We start from the raw sequence: 22,223 nt of genomic DNA on the forward strand, positions 1-22,223 counted from the left end.
TAAAGTACGCAGAACAGGGACGGTTGATACTCTGCCTGTGGCTAATAATTGACGAGGAGCATATGGCTAATATACGTGATGTCGCTCACCACGCGGAGGTTTCAGTCAGCAGCGTTTCAAATGTGCTGAACAATCGCACCGACCAGATGCGTCCGGAGACGCTCGCGCGTATTCGCCAGTCTATGATTGCGCTTAACTACCAGCCTAACCGCATTGCGCAACAGCTTAAAACGGGTCAGACCAGAATGATCGGCCTGTTAGTGCCCTCTATTGTTAATCCGAGCTTTGCTGTGTTGACGAGGGAAGTCGATCGGGCGGCGAAAGCCAACCAGTATCGGGTGTTATTGGGTAACACTTATCGTCAGGAAGATGAAGAGCGTGCTTTTCTGGAAGATATGTTAGCGCATGGCGTAAAAGGGGTTATCGTGGTCGCCACCGCGATGGATCGTCCCCATTTTGCTGAAGCTGTCCGTCAGGGGATGGTCATGGTGAATTACGACAGCCTGATGTCCTGCGATACATCGGATAGCAAACCATCTTATGACAGTGTCTCAATGGATAACGTCGAGGCGGGCCGCCTGGCGACGGAACATTTAATACAGCGTGGGTGCCGGCAGTTGGCATTTGTTACTGAAAGCTCGTTGACGAACAGTCGCTCTCAAAAAATTGAGGGTTTCTTTATCGCCGCGAAAGCACACGGGCTTGAGAAAAGTGCACGCGTCATTGAGGGCACCGCAGAGTTTGCCTACGGTGATGCCGAAATGACGGAACTGGGTCGAGCGCTGGCGGCGAAAATCCTGCAAGCATCGCCGATGCCTGATGGCGTCGTCGCTATTAATGATGCACTGGGGATTGGCTTAATGGCAGGATTACGCGATGCCCGGATACGTATACCTGAAGATATTTCGGTTATAGGTATCGATAATATTCCGCTGGCTGATTTAGTTCAGCCACCATTAAGTTCGGTTATTCCACCGCTGACGGAGATGGTCAATAAGATGATGGAGCGTTTGTTAATGCGTATTGAAAATCCGGAGTTGGCATCAGGAGAGTTTTTGTTTACACCAACATTAATTAGCCGCCACTCTGTAATCGGTGACAATAACAGTCACAATCTTAAATAAATTAACAGGGCAGGAAATATCCTGCCATTGCTTTGAAAAGTAAAATATTTGCCAACAGGCAGGGATATCTATTGCATAGATTCATATCAGGTGAAAATCGAAATGAATCAAAAAATGAGTTTCTTATTAAAGCACGAACTATTCAGGAGTAATATATGGGTGATCTTACCGGCAAGCGTGTATTTATTACTGCGGCAGGACAGGGCATTGGCTATGCCACTGCAAAAGCACTGATAGAAGCGGGTTGCGATATTTATTTGCATTATTTTAGTGATGACTCGGGTGTCAAGAATCTGACCTTATTGGCGGGCTCTTTGGGGCAAAAAGCCGCGTATGGGCAGGCCGATCTCACCAAAGGCGAAGAAGCTGCAGCCTGTACGGGCGCCGCAGCGGCATTCCTGGGAGGAATTGATATTCTGGTCAATAACGCCGGTGGGCTGGTAGGCAGAAAATGGCTGGGTGAAATCGAACAGCCGTTCTGGCAGAAGGTGATTGACGTCAATATGACAACCACCTTTAACGTCACACAAAGTGCGCTGCCTTATCTAAAACAAGCCAGCGAGGGTGCCAGCATCATCAATCTTGCTTCGTTGGCGGGTCGGTCAGGTGGGCATTCTGGCTCACTGGTTTATTCCACCACCAAAGGTGCAATCCTGACCTGGACGCGCTCCCTGGCCGCTGAACTTGGACAGTTTGGCATACGTGTCAATGCCATCGCACCAGGGCTGATTCTCGGAACGAAATTCCATAATACACATACTACACAAGCCTCCGCCGAGGAGACGGTACGCGCAATCCCGCTAGGCCGGGCAGGAAATGCAGAAGATGTCGCACGTGTAATCAAATTTCTGGCATCTGAATACGATGGCTTTATTTCTGGTGCCACGATAGATATTAATGGTGGCATTTACCGTATGTAATGTTAAATGGATTTGTCCTTATTTTTTTTGTGAAAATAAGGGCGCCCTATTTTTTATGGAGTCGAAATGATTAAGTCCGCCATTCTTCATCCGCATTTATTAAGCGCGCTGGCAAAATGCGGTCATAAAACGCAAATTTTAATTGCTGACAGCAACTATTCATTTGTCACCAATTCATCACCGGGGGCCATAATTGTTTATCTGAATTTCGCGCCGGGCATGATAGAAAGCACGTTTATACTGGAAAAACTACTCAGCTATATTAACGTGGAAGAGGCCGTGCTCATGTCGTCACCCGATGATTTTAATAATACCATCGAGCAGGAGTATCAGAATATTTTACCTCCGGGCACGGTATTCTCCTGGTCTGAAAGGGAGGATTTTTATGCGCAAGCGAAATCATCGGATACCTTGCTCGTTATTGCCACCGGTGAAACGCGGCGTTATGCCAATATTCTGCTTACGGTGGGCGTAGTGCGTGCAGGCTCAGGATTATAAGGCTCTTTTCGTTTTCGAAATAGGGTTGATTATAAAATCGAATAATGAACATTCAAAATACTGGAACTGTCCAACGAATTTGAACGAAAACTGAGGTAACGTTGTCTGGACCCTGGTGAGGCGGGGAACTGATATTACCGCTGCGTCCGAAAAAACAAGCGAAAGCGGCAAAGGTTTGGGTTATCACTTTTGCCGTTCTGTTTATGCCTGTTATGAGACGGCGCGGCAGGAAATTATCCCTGGCGTCCGGGTCCGTTGTCAGCGTAAATGCCACAATACCTGAAGAGTTTAACTTATTCATTTTTTAACATAGCTATTTTCTTGAAAGTCATCACTAAAAAGATATAAATCAAGCAATCACTCCGCTATTTTCTCTGATCTCAACAGGAATTACGCGCTAAATAGCGCTTATCATTTCATTTATACTATTATTAAACAGAGACTTTTAATACTTAACGAATCGCGAATAAATTCCCTCACCGTTCCTGAAAAAGCGGAGTGTTCCTATGGTCGATAAACATACACGCCTCGGTAATGAAAATGTGCCAGATGGCGACTATCGGGTCGATATTCAGGGTGTTCCGTTAAAAAGGATTTCATGGAGCGCAGTTTTTGCCGGAGTGATCGTTTCTATAGTCCTTTATTTATTACTCACTATTCTTGGAACCGCTGTGGGTACCAGTACCATTGATCCTTTACGTGAAGAAAATCCGGTTGAAGGCATCGGCATGGGGGCTGCGATTTGGAGTGGAATAAGTATGTTACTGGCCATAGCCGCAGGGGGTTATGTAAGCGGCAGGTTGGCGCAGCGTGAAGGCGCATTGCACGGGCTTTTAATGTTTGGTGTTAACACACTGTTTTTTACCTGGCTCCTGATAACCATTGCCAGTAACGCGGTGACAGGCACCCTGAATATCCTTGGCTCGGGGTTACAGGCTGTCGGCAGTGGCGCTAAAGCGTTGGCTCCGCCCGTTACAGAAATGGTGAAAAATAAACTTGCTGAAAATAATATCGATCTCAGCACTATTCAGAATGAGCTTGAAACTACCTTACGACAAACAGGTAAACCTGAACTGCAACCTGAAACTTTGCAGAATCAGGCGCAGAGCGAAGCCGGGCGAATTCAGAACCAAACGTCTGGCGCGGCTAACCAGACGCCAGCACAGCCCCCTGAGCCAGGGGCAAGTGCTAATGATGATCTTGCGAGCTTCTTTAAAGGCTTAACCGACAGAAACGAAGCCACTTTCCAGGCTGCTGACAGGGAAGCGCTGAAAAATATTATTCAGGCCCGCACAGGTAAAAGTGACGCTGAGGCGGAGCAAATTGTTAATCAGACTCAGCAGAATTATCAGGCTGCGCGTGCCAAATACGAAGAGCTGAAACAGCAGGCAGAGCAGAAAAGCCGTGAGGTAGCAGAGAAAGCAGCCGCAGCGACAGCAAAAGCCGCCTGGTTTGCCTTCTTTATGATGATTGTGGAAGCGATTCTTGCGGGTGTCATGGGAATGATGGGGCGACGTACGCAACCCCGAATGCTTACCCGTGAGCAACGGCGAGGGTAATAAGACATATCGATGTCCACGCCAGGCGCACACGGGCGTGGACAATGCCTTTTCATACAGGGTAATACGTTCTGATACAGGATCTTCAACGAAAACCAACCCTGTTTTTTATCCAGGCAGAAGAGGGAAGGGGCGCATTCTCGTCATCAAACATCGATCAGTTGGGATAATGTATTTCACTCATAAAATGGCGATCTTTGTGGGCTTGAGCGCCTGAAGCAGTTGGTGATGCGGGAAGCTCGCCAGGGCTCCTGTTATGCGCCGAACCTGTGCTATCTTTCTCTTTTTAAATAAATTACAACCTATGTCAACCCATCAGCAATTCAGCTTTGCCACGCGCCCGCTGGTGCCTTTCGCGCATGATTATACCCATGGTGAAACGGAGCCGTGGCACAGCCACACCTGCGCGCAACTCCTGCATACCCTGAGCGGGGTGGTGCGAGTGGAAACCGCGCAGGGGTTCTGGATTGTGCCGCCGGGCAGGGGCGTCTGGCTACCAGCCGGAACGCAGCATCGTTTGCTGATTACTGGCAATGTGGCGGCACGGACACTTTTTATCGATCCCTTTGCCCGCGCGGATTTGCCATCGATCTGCCAGGTGGTGCAAATCTCCACGTTGCTGCGCGAGTTGATCATCGCCTCGTTTCAACTGCCGGAAAACTATGCGGCGGGCAGTCGGCCGGAGCGCATTTATGAGCTGATCCTTGATGAAATCCGGGGGATTAGCGTGCTGCCATTCAATCTTCCGGAACCCCAGTCTCCCGCGCTCCTGGCGCTGTGCCGGCAGATCCAGGCGGATCCCGGGACAAAATGGACGACGCTGCGGGCGGCCAGACAGCTCAATATCAGCGATCGCACTCTGCTGCGACATTTTCGTCAGCAGACCGGGCTTGCGTTCAGCGAATGGTTGCGCAGGGCGCGGCTAATGGAGGCGCTGAACCGCCTGGCACAGGGCCAGTCTGTGCTCAGGGTGGCGCTGGATCTCGGCTATGAGAGTCACAGCGCCTTTAGCGCCATGTTTCGCCGCACGCTCGGCGTGGCACCGAGCGACTACTTCCAGCCCGACTCGCTCTCCGGTAATGCGTTCAGAAGCGCCTGAAGCGACGCCCGGGAAACATCGTTGTCAATGCCGGTTCCCCAGCGGCTTACACCCTGTTTAGCGCTGCAGCGGATATACGCTGCCGACCGGCTTTCGCTGCACCTGCCGAGCGTATGCTCATGATAATCCTCAATAGCGAAAGCCAGATTAAAGCAGGATTTTATCGCACTGGCGGCGGCAGAGAGCAGACCGTTGCCTTTCCCCTCGAGGGTCATGATGCCTTCGGCGGTCTGAATGCGGGCCCACAATGCCAGCCCGCCGTCCGCCTGGCTCTCCGTCCGGTAATCCAGCAGTTGCCGCCGGGCAAGCTGATGCGGGCCGTACAGTTCGCGGTAAAGTTGCCACAGCGCACTCAGCGTCATCTCGTTCCCTTCACGATCAGTGTGGGTCTGGACGTGGCGGCTGAAGTCTTGTTGCAGTGCGCGGGGCAGCTTCAGGCCATGATTTTGCTCAAGCATCCATGCCGCGCCGCTTTTACCGGACTGACTGTTCACGCGGATCACCGCCTCGTAGCTACAGCCGATGTCGTTCGGATCGACCGGAAGATAGGGCATTTCCCACCGTGGCGAAGTTGATTGTTCGCGTGCGGCAAAGCCTTTTTTGATGGCGTCCTGGTGCGAGCCGGAAAACGCGGTAAACGCCAGCTTACCGGCATAAGGATGACGCGGATGCACCGGCAACTGATTGCATTGCTCAACCAACTCAACCACCTGCTTCATATTGCTGAAGTTGAGCTGCGGCGCGATACCCTGGCTATAGAGATTCATTGCCAGTGTCACAAGACAGACGTTCCCGGTGCGCTCCCCGTTGCCGAACAGGCACCCTTCAACCCGCTCGGCTCCGGCAAGCAGGGCCAGCTCGGCACTGGCGACGCCGCTGCCGCGATCGTTATGGGGATGTACGCTGATGCAAACCTCGCTCCGGCGGGAAAAGTGTCGGCAGAAGTACTCGATCTGATCGGCATACACATTGGGCGTGTTGACCTCAACCGTGGCGGGGAGGTTGATAATTAAGGGCCGTTCGGCTGAGGGCTCCCAGACATCAGCCACCGCCTCACAGATTTGCAGGGCAAACTCCGGCTCGGTGAAGCAAAAAGTTTCCGGGGAGTATTCATAACTCCAGCGCGTCTGCGGATTCGCCTCGCACAAGACCCGTATCTGGCGAGTGGCTGTGACGGCAAGCTGAACAATTTCTTCTTTGCTCTGGCGAAACACCAGGCGGCGAAACAGCGGTGCAGTAGCGTTGTAAAGATGTACCGTGGCGCGTTTTACTCCTTCCAGCGAGGCAAAAGTACGATCAATCAGATCGCTACGCGCCTGGGTGAGAACCTGAATGGTGACGTCATCCGGGATCCGCTGCTCCTCAATGAGCTGGCGAACAAATTGAAAGTCCGTTTCTGAGGCGGCGGGGAATGCGACCTCAATCTCTTTGAACCCGCATTTCAGCAGCTGTTGCCAGAAGCGCAGCTTACGGGAAATATCCATCGGTTCGGCCAGCGCCTGGTTGCCATCGCGCAGGTCGGTAGAGAGCCAGCGTGGCGCATGGGACAGTGTCTTATCCGGCCACTGGCGGTCAGGTAAGGCAATCGGGACACAGGCAGCGTACTTTTGTGAGGGGTTGAGTAACATACGGATCCTCCAGGTGTTGTTGTGCTTTTATCCTGGCGAATGATGGATGAGGGGACTGGCGTAAAACTGACAACCTGTGGCGAGGATCCGACACATACGTCCCCCAGTGCAGCGGCAGTGGCTGATTCTGCGCCAGAAGCATCTTATTGCCATGCATGAGTAGCGTTATGTCAACATCACATTGCTGATGCCGGGACTGAAGAGCGGGCCGGTCGTCTTCGTATGCAAAGCCAACAAACTGGCGGCAGCCGATGAAAAAGCGTCCCCGGGAAGGGACGCTGGTGGAGCCGGTTATGCAGAAAGATAGTCTGCCGTTGACTGGACTTTCCCGTAGCCAAATTCAAACGCAGCCATCATGGCAGCATGAACCTGTGCTGCCGGTACGGTGACGTCACCAAATGTCAGGTCAAGCGTGGCGCAGGCATCATGCAGAACGGTGACCAGATAGCCCATATCCGCTGCCGCTCTCACGCAGGCATCCACACACATGTGGCTCATCGCCCCCACGATAATGACTTCTTCGACACCCTTTGCATCCAGTTGCGCTTTCAGGTCGGTTTCGCGAAACGAGTTGATGAAGTTCTTCACAATTACCGCTTCGCCCCCCGCCGGGGTGACAGTATCCTGAATTTCCACGCCGTCAGAGCCGGCAACAAAAACCGGAGCTTCGTTATTCGCAAACTCATGGCGAATATGAAAAACGGGGATGTCTTTTGAGCGCGCGTCAGCGATGGCAAGCGCTGCATTATGGGCAGCAGCCTTTATGCCGGTAAGAGGTAATTTACCGGTAGGCAGATATTCGTTTTGCAGATCGATTACGATCAAACCGCGTTGTTTCATCATGTCATTCCTGTTGGTTTGCTCAATGAAACATAATTTTGACAGGGAATATCTGGAGGCTGAAGTGGCGTAAACGACATTATAAGTGTCAATTCCGCCACTTTGTCAGGCGTTTTCCGTTGCGTGGCTTGCGCTGAAGCGACGGCGGTACTCGCCAGGTGTCAGGCCCACAATGCGGGTGAAAATTTTACGCAGCGCACCCGGATCGCTGTAACCCACTTCCCAGGCAATGCGATCAAATGAGGCATGACTAAACTGCAAAAGCTCCTGCGCCCGTCCTACCCGAAGATGCTGACAATATGCCGTAGGGGTCATGCCGGTGGCTTTTTGAAAGCGGCGCAGGAACGTGCGTTCTTCCAGGCCCGAGTGTGCTGCCAGAGCCGAAAGCGTGAAATCTTTGGCCTGTGTTGCCTGAAGCCAGTGCTGCACTTTCAGGACGAATGCATCGCCGTGCGTAAGACGCGGTGAAAATACGCTGTAATAGCGCTGTTCACGGCCTGGTGGGTCGACAAGCAACATTCGCGCAGTATCGATCATGACAGTCGGACCCAACAGACGATGAACTAACCGCAGACCGAGATCGGTCCAGGACATCAGTCCCCCGGCGGTGATGATATCTCCGTCATCAATAATCAGTTGATTTACATCGACCTGTATTTCAGGGAAACGCTGGCGTAGTAAATCAGCGTAGGCCCAGTGTGTGGTCATTTTACGGCCATTCATTAAACCCGTTGAGGCCAGCACGAACGCCCCGGCGCACACTGAACCCAGCACGACTCCCTGAGCGCGTAGCCCGGTTAACCATTGCGTCAGTTGTGGCGTTGCATCTACCTCTGCAGGTTCTCTGAGCGAGGGTGGAACAATCAATGCTGATAAAGGCGCCGGGCTGGCATCCGGTACGGTATCAAAAATGCGTATCGGGTCTTCCAGGAGAGAGCCTTGCTGCCAGTGCGACACTCTTATCAATCTATCTTTATTGCTCTGATATTTCTGAGAAAATGTATTCGCAACACAGAATAAATCGTTCAGTCCAAGCACTGCGGCTTGTTGAACACCTGGGTAAATAACAATACCTATTTCCAGCATAGCTGCAGACCCTTATGTCGATATTGCCCCGAAGAATATTGTTTTTTGACGCTTGTCACCCTAACGCTGACAAGTCATGCACGATGGGGAATCGGCTTAAAGAAACGGGGATGGAGATTACGATTGATGGTAACGGTAAACAATACGGCAGCCCTGCACTGATACAAGGGAAAAGCTGTTAATGCAGGTTACGACGGCTTTTTACGTCCTTAAGAACTGCGGCCCCATTTACAGGTAAAACCTGACCCCGGTTTTTAAAAGGGCCTTTTTTTTCGGACTTTATTATTTACCTATAGCTTCAATGCCATGCAAGTTGCCCTTTTATCAGGCAATGACATACATCAACGCTTACGCAGAGCGATAACCTTAGGATAATGGTATATTAAATACCACTTTAGGAAAATCAGCAGGCGATGAGTGATAAAAGAAGGACTCGCTGGCAACGGCGTCCGGGAACGACGGGCGGCAAACTTCCATGGAATGACTGGCGCAATGCCTCAAGCTGGCGAAAAGCGACGCAATTTTTGCTGCTGCTTATCAATAGTTATATTGGTGTGACTTTCTACTATTGGGTGCGTTATTACGAGTCCGGTGGAACGACCCTGTATCTGCCCCGCCCTGGCGGGATTGAAGGCTGGTTGCCCATTGCTGGCCTGATGAACCTTCGCTACACCCTGGAAACCGGCTTTCTTCCTCCGATACACGCCGGTGCCATGTTGTTGCTGTTGGCCTTTATGCTGATCAGCCTGCTGCTGAAAAAAACCTTTTGTTCCTGGTTGTGTCCAGTCGGCACGGCATCTGAACTTATCGCGGATCTCGGAAAAAAACTCTGCGGTCGCAATTTTTTTCTCCCCCGTTTCATGGATATACCCTTACGTGGTCTCAAATATCTGTTACTGCTTTTCTTTCTTTATATTTCATTATCAATGCCCGCACAGGGGATACAGTATTTTCTGATGTCTGCGTACGGCATCATTATAGATGTAAAAATGCTCGATTTTTTTCGCCATACCGGCACTGTTACAGTGATGAGCGTCGCGCTGCTGGTCATAATCAGTCTGTTTATTCGCAATGCCTGGTGTCGTTACTTGTGCCCTTACGGTGCGCTGCTGGGTCTGCTGTCCTTGCTCTCACCTTTCAAAATACGGCGCAATGCACAGAGCTGTATTGATTGTGGGAAATGCGCAAAACAGTGTCCATCTCGTATTCCAGTAGACAAGCTTATTCAGGTCAGAAGCGTGGAATGCACGGGTTGTATGACCTGCGTGGAATCATGCCCCGTCGCCTCGACGTTAAGCTTTTCCTTGCACACTCCTTCAGGCGAGACAGGCAAAAGTCGCGGTGTGCTTTCAGGCGTGATAGTGACGTTTATGGTGCTCGGAATACTCTTCGCCAGTGTGGCTTTCGCGATGATAACAGGAGTATGGGAAAGCCCGGTGCCGGAGCAAATCTACTTTCGCCTGATTCCTGAAGCAAGAATGATTGGGCATTAGATTTATGCGGATAAGACGACATTAAATAGCGAACTGTTAATCATCGGTTTATTGGAGAGAATTGAAGCGGCAGGATGGCAATGCCCGCAGTCATGCTCTGTAGCGCCAACCGCTTCGTTGTGGCAGCTGGTAAGCCATCCCGGCAGACTTTCAGCAGGGTGGTGAATGAACGATATTCCGCCATCTTTACCGCTGCTGGCTCTGGCAAAGGCATGGTGAACCGTCAGGACATGATCTATCCAGATTTCCTGAACCCGTTACACGCCGCAGAATTAGCACACCAGCGGAGCGTGCCCGATGTCAGCTCATCGGTCATGCCTCCAGCCGGTAATGTTTACAGTTCAGCGTTAACGGTTTTAACCTGGCAAAAAAAACGTATCCATTTATTTATCTTAACTATAGAAGCCTGTTTATAACATTTTTTATGAATCTTATTAGTCTCCGTTATTAATAATTTCATCCTCTATCTTTATTTGGATTGTTTGACCGAAAAGAGATAATTCAGGGCATGGATGATATAGTCAATCAATACATTGATGATGCTTCTATTATTATCAGGAATCGAGTGTTTATGATGAAATTTATCATCTGAAATAATCCAAAAACGTCTGTATTAATTCTTATAACATGCAATGCTGCTTCGAATTTAACGACTCATTTTTGATCGAGCACGAGGGGTTCTTCGTGATAATCCTTAGCGGTGTGTTTCATGCTTCATCAGTTTGTATTAACGTTTTTCTGGTAAGTTTATGTCGATGTGGTAATCTTTTGTTTTTGTTTTCGTTATGATTTTTAAGCGGTTTTATTTTTATTGTGGTGGTTTTTCATGGCGTAACTGAATTAATTTGGAGCCATTTAAAAAAAGTGTGGTCAAAAACGGCTTTTTGGCATGAATTAATAATATTAGGTCGGCTCTCTTATTATATTCTCCAAATTAATACTTGAGATTTAATCTTATTCATTATTTAAAGTGTGGAATCATACTTTCACCAAACTTTATTTGAACCTTTCATCCTTCGGCGTGCATAATTTTCTCTGCTGGTGATTTTATAAACTTAACATGTGTGTTATGTGTCGTTTTTAGTTTTTTAGTAAACCGCATAATTGATGGACCAACATAAATATGTCCCTGAGGAGGGATGGTAAATGCGCTGCTGGAATAAGAAACTTGTTGTATCTCAATTAGCAATAGCTTGTACGATGGCAATCGCTTCTCAGGCATCTGCTACCATTGATATTTCTGGTACGAATTATGACACCTTTTATTATAATGGTGGAGTAATGTATCAGGGCTACGTGGGCTATGATTACGGCTCCAACTACTATAATGGAAATATCTACCCCGTTGTTAATGGCGCTACCGTTAACGGCGTGATTTCAACTTACTATCTGGATGATGGTGTTGCGGGCAATACCAACCCGAATTCGCTCACGATCAAAGACAGCTACATCAACGGCATGGTGACGTCTGAATGTATGACCACAGAATGTGCTGATGGCCGTGCTGATGGTTACGCATACAATCGTCTGGCTTTAACCGTCGATAACTCCACAATCGACGATAACTTTGAGCATTACACCTATTACAATGCAGGAACGGCTGAAACAGCTTCCTATGATGTCTACAACTTAGGGACTGCGATCACGCTGGATCAGGAAGTTGACCTGGTGATCCAGAACAACTCTAAAGTGGCTGGAATCATGTTGGGCCAGGGCTATCAGTGGGAGGATAACCTTGATGTGACGGCAGTTGACGGCTGGAATAATAGTGAAGTTTTTAATGACACCGTCGTTGTAAAAGACTCCGTGGTGACCTCAGGCTCAATGAGCGATGAAGGCACAACGGGCTTCTATGGCCGCACCGGTAAAGCCAGCGACTACAGCAATACGGCAACGGCAGATGATATCGCTCTTGCGGTTATCGCTTCCGACTCCGACAACGCCATGCAGACCACCGCAACGTTCGATCACTCCACGTTAACGGGCGATGTCCTGTTCTCCAGTTCCTTTGATAACAACTTCGGCGGCTACAACACGCTGGACGCTGATGGCAACGTCGTCCATGTGGATGCTTACGATCGCAACGGTGACGGCACGTTAGATTCTAACGGTTGGGATAACACCGATCGTCTGGATCTGACCCTGACTAACGGCAGCAAATGGGTCGGCGCAGCGTTCTCCGATGTTGAAGCGACCTCTGAGCTGTATGATTATCAGCCGAACAGCATTTGGCCTACTTCCGTTTATGGTATCGGTACTGATGGTACTGCTTTTGACGAAGAAAACCATGTGGTTGGCAATGCGGTATATCAGAGCGGCATCTTTAACGTCACGTTGGACAACGGCTCCGAATGGGATACCCGTAAGGTTTCCAATATCGACGATCTGGTGGTCAATAACGCCTCGAAAGTCAATGTTGAAAATTCAAGCCTGTTGGCTGATAGCATCACTCTTACCAATGGTTCGTCACTGAACATTGGCGATTCTAACAACGCGTCTGATGACTATACCGGTTATGAAGTTGCCACTAACAGCTTGCATATCGATAGTTACAGCCAGGCATCCCTGCTTGAAGAAACCGCCAGCCTGTATGCCAATACCATCACCGTTGATAATCATGGTCAGTTGAATCTGGGTCTGGGCCAGATTGATACCAACAACATGGTTCTGACTAACGCCGGTGTACTGAATATTGCCAGCCGTGATTACGTCCTTAATTCAGACTTGAACAACGGCCGTTATATCACCAACGATATTCATGACGCTAACTACGATTATGGCGTGATTGCGTTGAATTCCGACGGTCATCTGGCTGTGAATGGTGATGTTGCGGGCAATTATGAAGTTCGCATCGATAACGCAACGGGTGTGGGTTCAGAAGATCAATACAAAGATAAAGAAATTATCCGTGTATATGATAACAACGCAAATACCACAGCAAGCTTCACTGCGGCTAACAAAGCGGATCTGGGTGCATACACCTATGAAGCTAAACAAGATGGCGATGTCGTCACTCTGCATCAGAAAGAGCTAACCGATTACGCTAACATGGCGCTTAGCGTTCCTTCGGCAAACAGTAACATCTGGAACCTTGAGCAGGATGTATTGTCAACTCGCCTCGCGAATGGCCGTCATACTGCAGGCGACCAGGGTGGCGCATGGGTTACTTACTTCGGCGGCAACTTTAACGGCAGCAATAACGTACTGAACTATGATCAGGATGTTAATGGTATCATGGTTGGTGTTGATAAGCAGATCGATGGCAATACGGCTAAATGGACCGTCGGTGCGGCTGCAGGCTTCGGTAAAGGTAGCCTGGACGATCGTTCTGGCAATGTTGATCAGGATACTCAATCCGCACGTTTCTATACGTCAGCGCGCTTCCCGAACAACATCTTTGTTGATACCACTTTAAGCTACAGCCATTACAGTAATGACCTGACTTCAGTCATGAGCAACGGTAATTCTGTTTCCGGCGATATCTCATCTGATGCATGGGGCTTCGGCTTAAAAGCGGGTTACGACTGGCAGTTCAACGAGAACGGTTATTTGACGCCGTATGCAAGCATCACTGGCCTGTTCCAGGATGGCGACGACTACCAGCTTAGCAATAAGATGGATGTTGATAGCCAGTCTTATGACAGCCTGCGTTATGAACTGGGTGCAGATATTGGTTACACCTTTAACTACGGTAACGATCAGTCCTTCATGCCGTACGGTAAACTGGCTTACGTTTATGACGATGCGGGTAACAGCGTTAACGTTAACGGCGATAACATCGACAATGGTGTAGAAGGTTCCGCGGTTCGTGTTGGCTTGGGTGGTCAGTTCAACTTTACCAAAAACTTCAGTACTTACGCAGATGCTAACTATCTGGGCGGCGGCGACGTTGACCAAGATTGGGCGGCAAATGTTGGTGTGAAATACACCTGGTAATCACCGCCATGTCATAATTGATATTGTGGTGATCCAATGCCCATCCTTACCTGGATGGGCATTTGTTTAACCAGAGTGAATGGATTCTCGACAGTGAATGGACGACTCACATGTTAGATTTGGTAAAACCGTTAAATCATCTGGAGATTCTTCGTAGCCATTTTAGTCTTTCCGCTATGGGCTTCAGTATCGCCGCGGATGAAGAACTCAGTTTTTCTAATGAGCAAGGCGAGCAACAGTGTTGGTTTTTTAAAGAGGGTTTTCTGGATATCTGGAGAGAGAACAATGATATTCATGTTGAACTTCTCGCGGCTCCTGTATTGCTCAGTTTAACCGGCGATCCCATCCCCAGCCCGTTAAATTATAAGTTAGTGACTAAAACGAACTGCACAGGATTTTGCTTACCCGTCAGTCGGGCGATGGATATTATTGAAAAGCAGGGGCTCTGGAAGTCATTTTGTCATTGGCAAACCTATCAAATGCGCTGGTTCGAATGGCGCGATGCACAATTCATAGGCACCTCAACCTATGCACAAATTCGTTCCACGCTATTAACTATGGCCTCATGGGATATAGCGTTGCGTTCTCAGATCGGCGTTATTAATTACATTCAAACTCATACGCATATTTCACGTTCAGTGATTGCTGAAATGCTCTCCGCGCTACGAAAAGGGAACTACATTGAAATGCAAAAAGGCAAATTAATCGCGGTTCATAAACTGCCTCTAAACTATTAAAACGCCTGTTTGCAGTGGACTGAAGTGGCTTGCGATCCGGTATAACTCTATTAATAATGTTTTTAAAATACGGATTTGCCATTCATTAATGTGATGAATAATTACTGAGCGAAAGCAAAATTATTTACAGACAGGTTTACACTTAGAATGACAAGGAAGACGTGAGGATATTGGCGCTTCGTAATTGGAAGGGTACAATATGTGACCTGTATCACACTGAGGTTAGCGAAAATGTCTTTCTGCAAAAAACTTCTCAACAAAATCGATGCTTTTGCCGCATTAATCCCGCCGCGTTATTTTCGGGCGTAAGCGACGGCATTAGCAAAATGCACCCCGCCCGTAGAGCCGGGGTGCATTTTTCCCTCTTATTTTTTTCTTTTCCGCAATCCTGTCAGCTGCAAAACAATCAACAAGATACGTAGCAACGCAAATCTGTGCACAAGCGGAAACTGGATTTTCAGAAGTGTCATAAACATCCATCACCTCTGATTAATACGGTTACAGTTTCTTTGCGGCATAACGGATCACCGGATTCATGATGAAATATCGTGATTCAATCAACTCAAGCTCATAACTTTCTCGTTGCCAGGTATGACGCATCACGGCATCAACAATATTGGCGCTGTACTCCAGCGCGGTAATATCATCAAATCCGTTCAACAAACTTGCAAGTAACACGCTACAGGTGAGATCGCCCACGCCAACCGGCTGTTGGGGGAAAAGATACAGCGGCCGTGCAATATGCAATACCTGACGCCCGGTGACCAAAAGCATCTCGAAAGCAGCGGTATCCTTCGCGCATTTTCCCAAATGTTTTACTAATACCTTGCTGACGCCTTGCGCTACCAGCTGTTGTGCCGCATACACCACTTCATCGAAAGTATTTAACGTTTTTCCGGTCAATATCTCCAGCTCATGTAAATTGGGGCCCATCACGTCAGCAAGTGCAATGGCTTCATTTTTGAAAAACGTATCGACGCCGCTAGCGACCACGCAACCTTTCGCAGGGTGGCCCATAACCGGATCGCAAAAATAGAGCGCTTTCGGGTTATAACGACGAATCTGATTAACGGCCAGCGCGACCTCTTCACACTGCCTACTGTCGCCGAGATAACCCGACAACACGGCATCGCACTCAGGCAATTTGTCGTTTTGCTCAAGTCCTGCTATCACATGCGTCAGCTGACCCGGCGGCAGCGTCATTCCCTGCCAGCGCCCATATTGGGTGTGATTAGAAAACTGCACGGTATGGAAAGGCCAGACATCAATACCCATGAGTTGCATTGGCAACACAGCGGCTTTGTTGCCCGCGTAGCCGTACACCACGCTGGATTGAATCGATAACACGTTTTTCATAACAACCTCAATTACTTAAACGCCGGCAACCAGCCGAGAACGTCGAGCACTACCGTCAGATAGACAATGACACCGCACACAATCACCAGATTCAGCATCGTGTTATTACAGGGTGCGGTATAGATAGCCGAGCTATAACGGCGCCGTGCACTTTTCACCAGGAATGGCGGTAGGATGACGCTCCAGATGGTGAATGCTAACCCGGCGTAACCAATGGCATAGACGAAGCCGTTAGGGAAAAAGAAGCAGACAAACGCCGGAGGAAGATACGTTACCAGGGTCGTTTTAAAACGGCCCAACGGATCGTTAGGGAAGTGGAACAAGTCGGCAATATAATCGAAAAGCCCGAGCGTCGCGGCGAGTAATGAGCTCGCAACGGCGAAGTTGCCAAAGAACGTCAGGATAAGGTCCATATAGCGGCTGGTGAAAATCCCGCCGATGGCCTCAACGAAAACATCAATATTGCCACCCCTGGCGATAATCGGTGAGAACGAGGCACGGCTAATATTCCCCATCGTAACCGCCAACCAGAAGATATACAGCAGTACTGCAAACAGGGTTCCGATCACGATTGAACGCGTAATATTAGATACGCCGCCCTTGCCATACAGTTTTACCAGGCTTGGCACGTTGCCATGAAAGCCGAACGAAATAATGCAAAACGGTAACGTCATCAGGACGTAGGGAAGATAGCGGGTATCCGGTAAGGCAACGGAGGCGCTATCTAACAGTTTGGCAATTTCTATATGGCTCACCAGCCCAGAAAAAGTAGCGAAGAAGGCAATAAACTTACCGAGAATAAGGACCGTCGTAATACGGCCAACCAGCAATGAACTGTACCAGGCGATAAGCCCTACAAACAGCGTAACAAGAATAACAGAAAATTTTGCAGGGAAATGTACGCCGCTGTATTTCAGTAATGTCTGACTAAGCACCGCCGACGAACCCGAAATATAGGCATAGGTCAGGATATATAAAACAAAGCCAAACGCGATACCAACAACGATATTCCATTTTTTGCCCAGCAATTCCTGGGTAAAGGTATTAAAACTGGCCCCGGGTTCAAAATGCAGGTTGACTTCAACTAACATCAAACCGGTTAATAACATCATTAGCGCAATGGCGATAAGAATAACGGTTGCGCCGGTAAACCATACGCCGGCCATGGCAATCGGAAGAGAAAACATACCGCCGCCAATGACGGTGGCTATCACGAGCACTGCACCACTGGTTAATCCAGGGGTACCATTTTGAGCGGGGTTATGAATACCCATAATAATGTTCCTGTAAAAAAATTATTGTTATTTACAGCATTTATACTCAATTTTTAACGGCCTCGATCAGAAACAAAAAGGCCCTGCAACGAGGCAGGGCCAAATACTGAATTAGATGTAATCAAAGCGAGCCGTAAAGAAACGCAGTTGCTTCGGTTCGTATTCAAACTTCAGCCCGCGAATATCTTCTTTATGCTTGTACAGCTTGATAATGCCGTCCGCTACCACATCCATATGCGCGTAGGTATAAACGCGGCGAGGAATAGTCAAACGTACTGTTTCCAGTTTCGGTCTGTGGTGCTCGCCAGTTTCTTTATTACGGCCTGCGGAAATAATGCCGCGCTCCATACTGCGCACCCCGGTTTCCATATAGATACTGGCCGCCAGGCTCTGTGCCGGGAATTCATCCTGACTCAGATGTGGGCAGAAACGACGCGCATCCAGGAACACCGCATGACCACCAATCGGCTCAACAATCGGTACGCCGGCGCTTTTCAATTTTTCACCGAGGTAGCGAACCTGCTTAATACGATGCTCAATATACTCATACTGCATCGCTTCGCGCAGGCCAATCGCCATCGCTTCCATATCACGGCCTGCCAGACCGCCGTAAGAAGGCATCCCTTCATAAACAACGACCAGTTCGCGAGCGGAAGAGAACATTTCATCATCATTCATGCACAGGAAACCGCCGATGTTAACCAGACAGTCTTTTTTGCCTGACATAGTGCAGCCGTCGGCATAGCTAAACATTTCATGAACGATATCTTTAATGCTGGTGTTCTCGTAGCCTTTTTCCTGCTCCTTAATGAAATAGGCGTTTTCAACGCAGCGGGTCGCATCATAGAAAACTTTAATCCCGTGCGCGGCAGTCAGTTCGCGTACGGCACGCATATTTTCCATGGATACCGGCTGGCCACCTGCCAGGTTAACGGTTACTGCCAGGCAAATATACGCGATATTTTCTGCGCCTTTTTCATCGATCAGTTTTTGCAATTTTTTCAGATCAATATTGCCTTTAAAGGCCACTTCGATTGTTGCGTCGTGCGCTTCATCACGAACGATATCGATGAACGTTGCGCCATTTTTTTCCTGATGGTAACGGGTAGTGGTGAAATACATATTCCCGGCAACATACTGGCCCGGTTTAATAGCCAGTTGTGATAATAAGTTTTCTGCGCCACGGCCCTGGTGAGTAGGAACAATATGTTTGAAGCCAAAAAGTTCGCGAACCGTTCTTTCCAGATGATGGAAGTTTTCGCTGCCCGCGTAAGCTTCATCGCCGATCATCATTCCGGCCCATTGCTTATCGCTCATGGCGTTAGTTCCGCTATCGGTCAGCAGGTCGATATACACATCTTTTGAATTTAATAAGAAAGTATTGTAGCCCGCTTCCTGCATTTTCTTAATACGCTCATCGCGTGGGATCATAGAAACGGTTTCAACGCTTTTAATACGGAACGGTTCTGCTGGAAAGTTCATTTAAATATCTCCGTTTTATAGGGTGGTATTCGTTGGTTTAAAGCATATCGTCCCGCCTGAACTCCGAGGCGGAATAATGTCGGGGTTTTGCACCCTGTTTAAATAATCGTAAAATGTTAAGGCGAAGCGATTATGCGTTAAACACTGAGCAGTTGAAATAGCCGGGCAACAGTTTGACTGGGCATGTTTTTAGCGTGTCTGTAAATCCCGTGACCTGCGTCACTGTATTTTAAAAGAGCCATATAAAATCAATAGATTACTCTTTTAAGATTTAGCTTAAATATCCTGCTAATAACGAAAATATGTAAAGTATTGGTATTTTCACTTTCCTGTTTTTTTCTTTTGCTTTCATGTGAACTTATTCAGGCGGGAAAATTGCGAACGGAGTCATTATTTTCAGACAATATAGTGCTAGGCATGAAAATAGCGTGTAAATTTTTATTTACAGGACTCATGGGCCTGTATTAATACCTGTTTTGACTATTTCATTGCGAAAATAAAACTGAACCAGCCGGGGCGTTGGCCATATCTGGTTCCCCCTGCATGCTCTTTTACCCGGGCGACGAGACATCACTCTGACGGGACATCCTGAACATATAGCCTGAGGGTAATCTTGCGGCGCAGATGCCTCGTGGAGTAGGACCTGTTCACAACACACCTGTATGGGCAAACAGGCAAAAATGCGCAAATTACCTGATTTCCTTAAGGTAAATTGTTCATAAAAAATACTGGATATTTAAACAGTGCATTGTATACTATTTCTACTACCCGCCAGGGTGTTGCTGTTTGTGAGTAAGTGGTGAGGCCTATGATGAATCCTTCTTTAAACCGAAATTCTTTGGATCAATCAGTCACAATGAGCAGCCGTGAAATTGCTACGTTGACGGGCATAACTCACGGCGAAGTGAAACGTATTATTAAAAGTCTGGAAACGGCTCAGCGCCTGTCGCAACCCCTCGTGGTCAATCAGTTTGAGCGGGAAGGGGAGAGCTACCAGGAGTACTTATTGAACAAGCGTGACTCGCTGCTGGCCGTTGCGCGCGTTTCTCCTGGTTTTACAGCGAATGTGCTGGACTGGTGGCAGGAGCGTGAACAACGCGCGGAAATCCCTGACTTCACCAACCCGGCTGCTGCTGCGCGTGCGTGGGCAGAACAGTATGAGCAGCGCCAGGCGGCAGAGCAGCAGTTGGCGATCACCTTGCCAAAGGCGGAGTTATTTGACCATCTGATCCAGGTTGAAGATTCGCTGGGGTTTCGGCAGGTGTGTAAGATGCTGAAAGTGAAAGAACCTGAGTTCCGTCAGTTCCTGCTGGAGCGCAACATTATGTTTCGCGCTAACGGCACGCTGACCCCGCCGCCGCACCATATGCAGGCCGGTTATTTCACACTGCGCTCTGGCGTTGGCGAAAACCAGCACACGTTTTCTCAGGCGCGCTTTACCGCCCGGGGCGTGAAGTGGGTCGCTAATCTGTGGGCAGGGCACCTCTCTTCCCAGCCGAAAAGCGTTGCAGCCTGATGATCCAATCCGCCTCACATCGCCACGTGGGGCGTTTCTCTCATAACGACAGGTCATCGCTAGTGACCTGTTCTATTTATATTTTTCTCCCTATATCCCTTCCATATACGCGTTTCAGCTAACGTCATACGTTTTTACTGTGTGACTGCGTTCACCATTTTTTAAACATTTACGAAAAAATTTGATAACAATCGCTACTCTATTTCAGTCCTGCCATTGAGAGGTTGAAAATGAAAGATGTGGTGATTGTCGGCGCTGCGCGAACGCCTATCGGGTGCTTCCAGGGCGCGCTTGCGCGTCGTACCGCCGTCGAGCTGGGCTCGGTGGTGGTTAAAGCGTTGATTGAACGTTCAGGCATCAACTCTCTTGATGTGGATGAGGTTATTCTGGGCCAGGTGTTAACGGCGGGAGCCGGGCAAAACCCGGCGCGGCAGACCGCGCTTAACAGTGGCCTGCCCTGGGGAGTTTCTGCAATCACCATTAACGATGTGTGCGGCTCGGGCCTTAAAGCACTCCATCTTGCCACTCAGGCTATCCAGTGCGGCGAGGCCGACGTGGTGATTGCTGGCGGCCAGGAAAACATGAGCCGCGCCCCGCATGTGCTGACCGACAGCCGCACTGGCGCGCAGCTGGGCAACAGCCAGTTAATCGATAGCCTGGTGCATGATGGCTTATGGGATGCATTCAATGATTATCACATCGGGGTTACCGCAGAAAACCTGGCGCGAGAGTATGGCATCAGCCGCGAATTACAGGATGCCTACGCGCTCTCTTCCCAGCACAAGGCACGCGTGGCGATTGATAGCGGGCGTTTTCGTGACGAAATCGTCCCGGTAGAAGTGGAGTTAGCGCCCGGCAATAAGGTTCTGGTGGATACCGATGAACAGCCGCGTACCGATGCCAGCGCGGAGGGGCTAGCGAGCCTCGCGCCAGCGTTCGATTTACACGGCAGCGTGACGGCGGGTAATGCCTCGACAATTAATGACGGCGCGGCGGCAGTAATGATGATGAGCGCCAGTCGCGCAGAAGAACTCAACCTTCCGGTGCTGGCGCGAATCCGCGCATTCGCCAGCATTGGCGTCGATCCGGCATTAATGGGGATTGCCCCCGTTTATGCCACGCGCCGCTGCCTGGAGCGGGCGGGCTGGCAGTTGAACGACGTTGATCTCATCGAAGCCAATGAAGCCTTTGCCGCGCAGGCGCTATCGGTAGGAAAAGTGCTTGAGTGGGACCCGCGCAAAGTTAATGTCAACGGTGGCGCGATTGCGTTGGGCCATCCAATCGGCGCATCCGGCTGCCGCATTTTGGTTTCTCTGGTGCATGAAATGGTGAAACGCAATGCCCGCAAGGGGTTGGCGACATTATGTATCGGCGGTGGTCAGGGCGTCGCGCTGGCGATTGAACGCGATTAACATCAAACGCGGCCTGTCAGGTCGCGTTTTTTCCTTTATTCAGCTTCTGAGAACCGTTCTTTTTACCCTGCCTGCCATCTCTTAACATAATCCTTATCTCAGACAGAGATATCTCTTTGCACTCACAAACCGAACCGGGTTACGGGGCGTCCTGAGCCAGCCATCCTCACGATTAAATGGAGTATTGAAAAGGCCTCAGGATGGTTTCGTGATCCTACTTCCAAATTCGCGCTTTGGTGTCTTAAAAAATGAAACATTGTTTT

The 22,223-nt window shown here is 49.1% G+C and carries 17 protein-coding genes; 11 read left to right on the forward strand and 6 right to left on the reverse strand.

What is annotated here, in order from left to right; translation table 11 throughout:
• Positions 1-62 precede the first annotated feature (62 nt).
• From RT120_RS06340 to RT120_RS06360, 5 genes are all read left to right on the forward strand, one after another.
• Positions 63-1,124, forward strand: a complete 1,062-nt coding sequence (locus tag RT120_RS06340) for a LacI family DNA-binding transcriptional regulator (protein ID WP_312980827.1) — start codon at positions 63-65, stop codon at positions 1,122-1,124.
• Positions 1,125-1,279: 155 nt separating this feature from the next.
• Positions 1,280-2,044 carry an SDR family NAD(P)-dependent oxidoreductase gene (locus RT120_RS06345; protein WP_312980830.1) on the forward strand — a complete coding sequence of 255 codons (765 nt, stop codon included), beginning with the start codon at positions 1,280-1,282 and terminating at the stop codon, positions 2,042-2,044.
• Between the two features lie 66 nt (positions 2,045-2,110).
• Positions 2,111-2,542, forward strand: coding sequence for an RbsD/FucU family protein (locus RT120_RS06350; RefSeq protein ID WP_312980833.1), 432 nt, complete (start codon positions 2,111-2,113; stop codon positions 2,540-2,542).
• 506 nt (positions 2,543-3,048) lie between these two features.
• Positions 3,049-4,101, forward strand: coding sequence for a hypothetical protein (locus RT120_RS06355; RefSeq protein WP_312980835.1), 1,053 nt, complete (start codon positions 3,049-3,051; stop codon positions 4,099-4,101).
• A 304-nt stretch (positions 4,102-4,405) separates the two neighbouring features.
• Complete coding sequence (locus RT120_RS06360) at positions 4,406-5,200, forward strand: helix-turn-helix transcriptional regulator (RefSeq protein ID WP_312980836.1); 795 nt, start codon at positions 4,406-4,408, stop codon at positions 5,198-5,200.
• On the opposite strand, the gene leuA is transcribed toward RT120_RS06360, so the two are convergent.
• From leuA to RT120_RS06375, 3 genes are all read right to left on the reverse strand, one after another.
• Positions 5,152-6,828, reverse strand: coding sequence for a 2-isopropylmalate synthase (leuA, locus tag RT120_RS06365; RefSeq protein ID WP_312980838.1), 1,677 nt, complete (start codon positions 6,826-6,828; stop codon positions 5,152-5,154). The genes RT120_RS06360 and leuA overlap by 49 nt on opposite strands.
• Positions 6,829-7,119: 291 nt before the next feature.
• Entirely contained in the window at positions 7,120-7,668 is a 549-nt protein-coding gene (locus tag RT120_RS06370; RefSeq protein WP_312980841.1) for a cysteine hydrolase family protein, read from the reverse strand.
• A gap of 105 nt (positions 7,669-7,773) precedes the next feature.
• Positions 7,774-8,754, reverse strand: a complete 981-nt coding sequence (locus tag RT120_RS06375) for a GlxA family transcriptional regulator (protein WP_312980843.1) — start codon at positions 8,752-8,754, stop codon at positions 7,774-7,776.
• Positions 8,755-9,167: 413 nt separating this feature from the next.
• On the opposite strand from RT120_RS06375, the gene RT120_RS06380 reads away from it, so the two are divergent.
• The 4 genes from RT120_RS06380 (at position 9,168) to RT120_RS06395 (ending at position 14,920) form a co-directional block, all read left to right on the forward strand.
• Complete coding sequence (locus tag RT120_RS06380; RefSeq protein WP_312980846.1) at positions 9,168-10,247, forward strand: 4Fe-4S binding protein; 1,080 nt, start codon at positions 9,168-9,170, stop codon at positions 10,245-10,247.
• Positions 10,248-10,327: 80 nt separating this feature from the next.
• Positions 10,328-10,663 (forward strand): hypothetical protein, encoded by a 336-nt coding sequence (locus RT120_RS06385; RefSeq protein ID WP_312980848.1) that lies wholly within the window; start codon positions 10,328-10,330, stop codon positions 10,661-10,663.
• Between the two features lie 730 nt (positions 10,664-11,393).
• Positions 11,394-14,183, forward strand: coding sequence for an autotransporter outer membrane beta-barrel domain-containing protein (locus RT120_RS06390; protein WP_312980851.1), 2,790 nt, complete (start codon positions 11,394-11,396; stop codon positions 14,181-14,183).
• 110 nt (positions 14,184-14,293) lie between these two features.
• Positions 14,294-14,920, forward strand: a complete 627-nt coding sequence (locus tag RT120_RS06395; protein ID WP_312980854.1) for a helix-turn-helix domain-containing protein — start codon at positions 14,294-14,296, stop codon at positions 14,918-14,920.
• Positions 14,921-15,418: 498 nt separating this feature from the next.
• Here the strand turns inward: RT120_RS06395 and pdxY are convergent, their stop codons facing one another.
• The 3 genes from pdxY to RT120_RS06410 form a co-directional block, all read right to left on the reverse strand.
• Positions 15,419-16,276: a pyridoxal kinase PdxY gene (gene pdxY / locus RT120_RS06400; RefSeq protein WP_312980856.1), complete on the reverse strand. Its 858-nt coding sequence runs from the start codon at positions 16,274-16,276 to the stop codon at positions 15,419-15,421.
• 11 nt (positions 16,277-16,287) lie between these two features.
• A complete protein-coding gene (locus RT120_RS06405) occupies positions 16,288-17,550 on the reverse strand; it encodes an aromatic amino acid transporter (RefSeq protein WP_312980858.1) in 1,263 nt (420 codons plus the stop codon).
• Between the two features lie 111 nt (positions 17,551-17,661).
• Positions 17,662-19,032, reverse strand: coding sequence for a tyrosine phenol-lyase (locus tag RT120_RS06410; RefSeq protein WP_125295309.1), 1,371 nt, complete (start codon positions 19,030-19,032; stop codon positions 17,662-17,664).
• Between the two features lie 808 nt (positions 19,033-19,840).
• On the opposite strand from RT120_RS06410, the gene RT120_RS06415 reads away from it, so the two are divergent.
• Positions 19,841-20,548, forward strand: a complete 708-nt coding sequence (locus tag RT120_RS06415) for a phage antirepressor KilAC domain-containing protein (protein WP_312980861.1) — start codon at positions 19,841-19,843, stop codon at positions 20,546-20,548.
• 230 nt (positions 20,549-20,778) lie between these two features.
• A complete protein-coding gene (locus RT120_RS06420) occupies positions 20,779-21,960 on the forward strand; it encodes an acetyl-CoA C-acetyltransferase (RefSeq protein WP_312980864.1) in 1,182 nt (393 codons plus the stop codon).
• Positions 21,961-22,223: the final 263 nt, after the last annotated feature.

Source organism: Atlantibacter sp. (assembly GCF_032062175.1).
GTDB lineage: Bacteria > Pseudomonadota > Gammaproteobacteria > Enterobacterales > Enterobacteriaceae > Atlantibacter.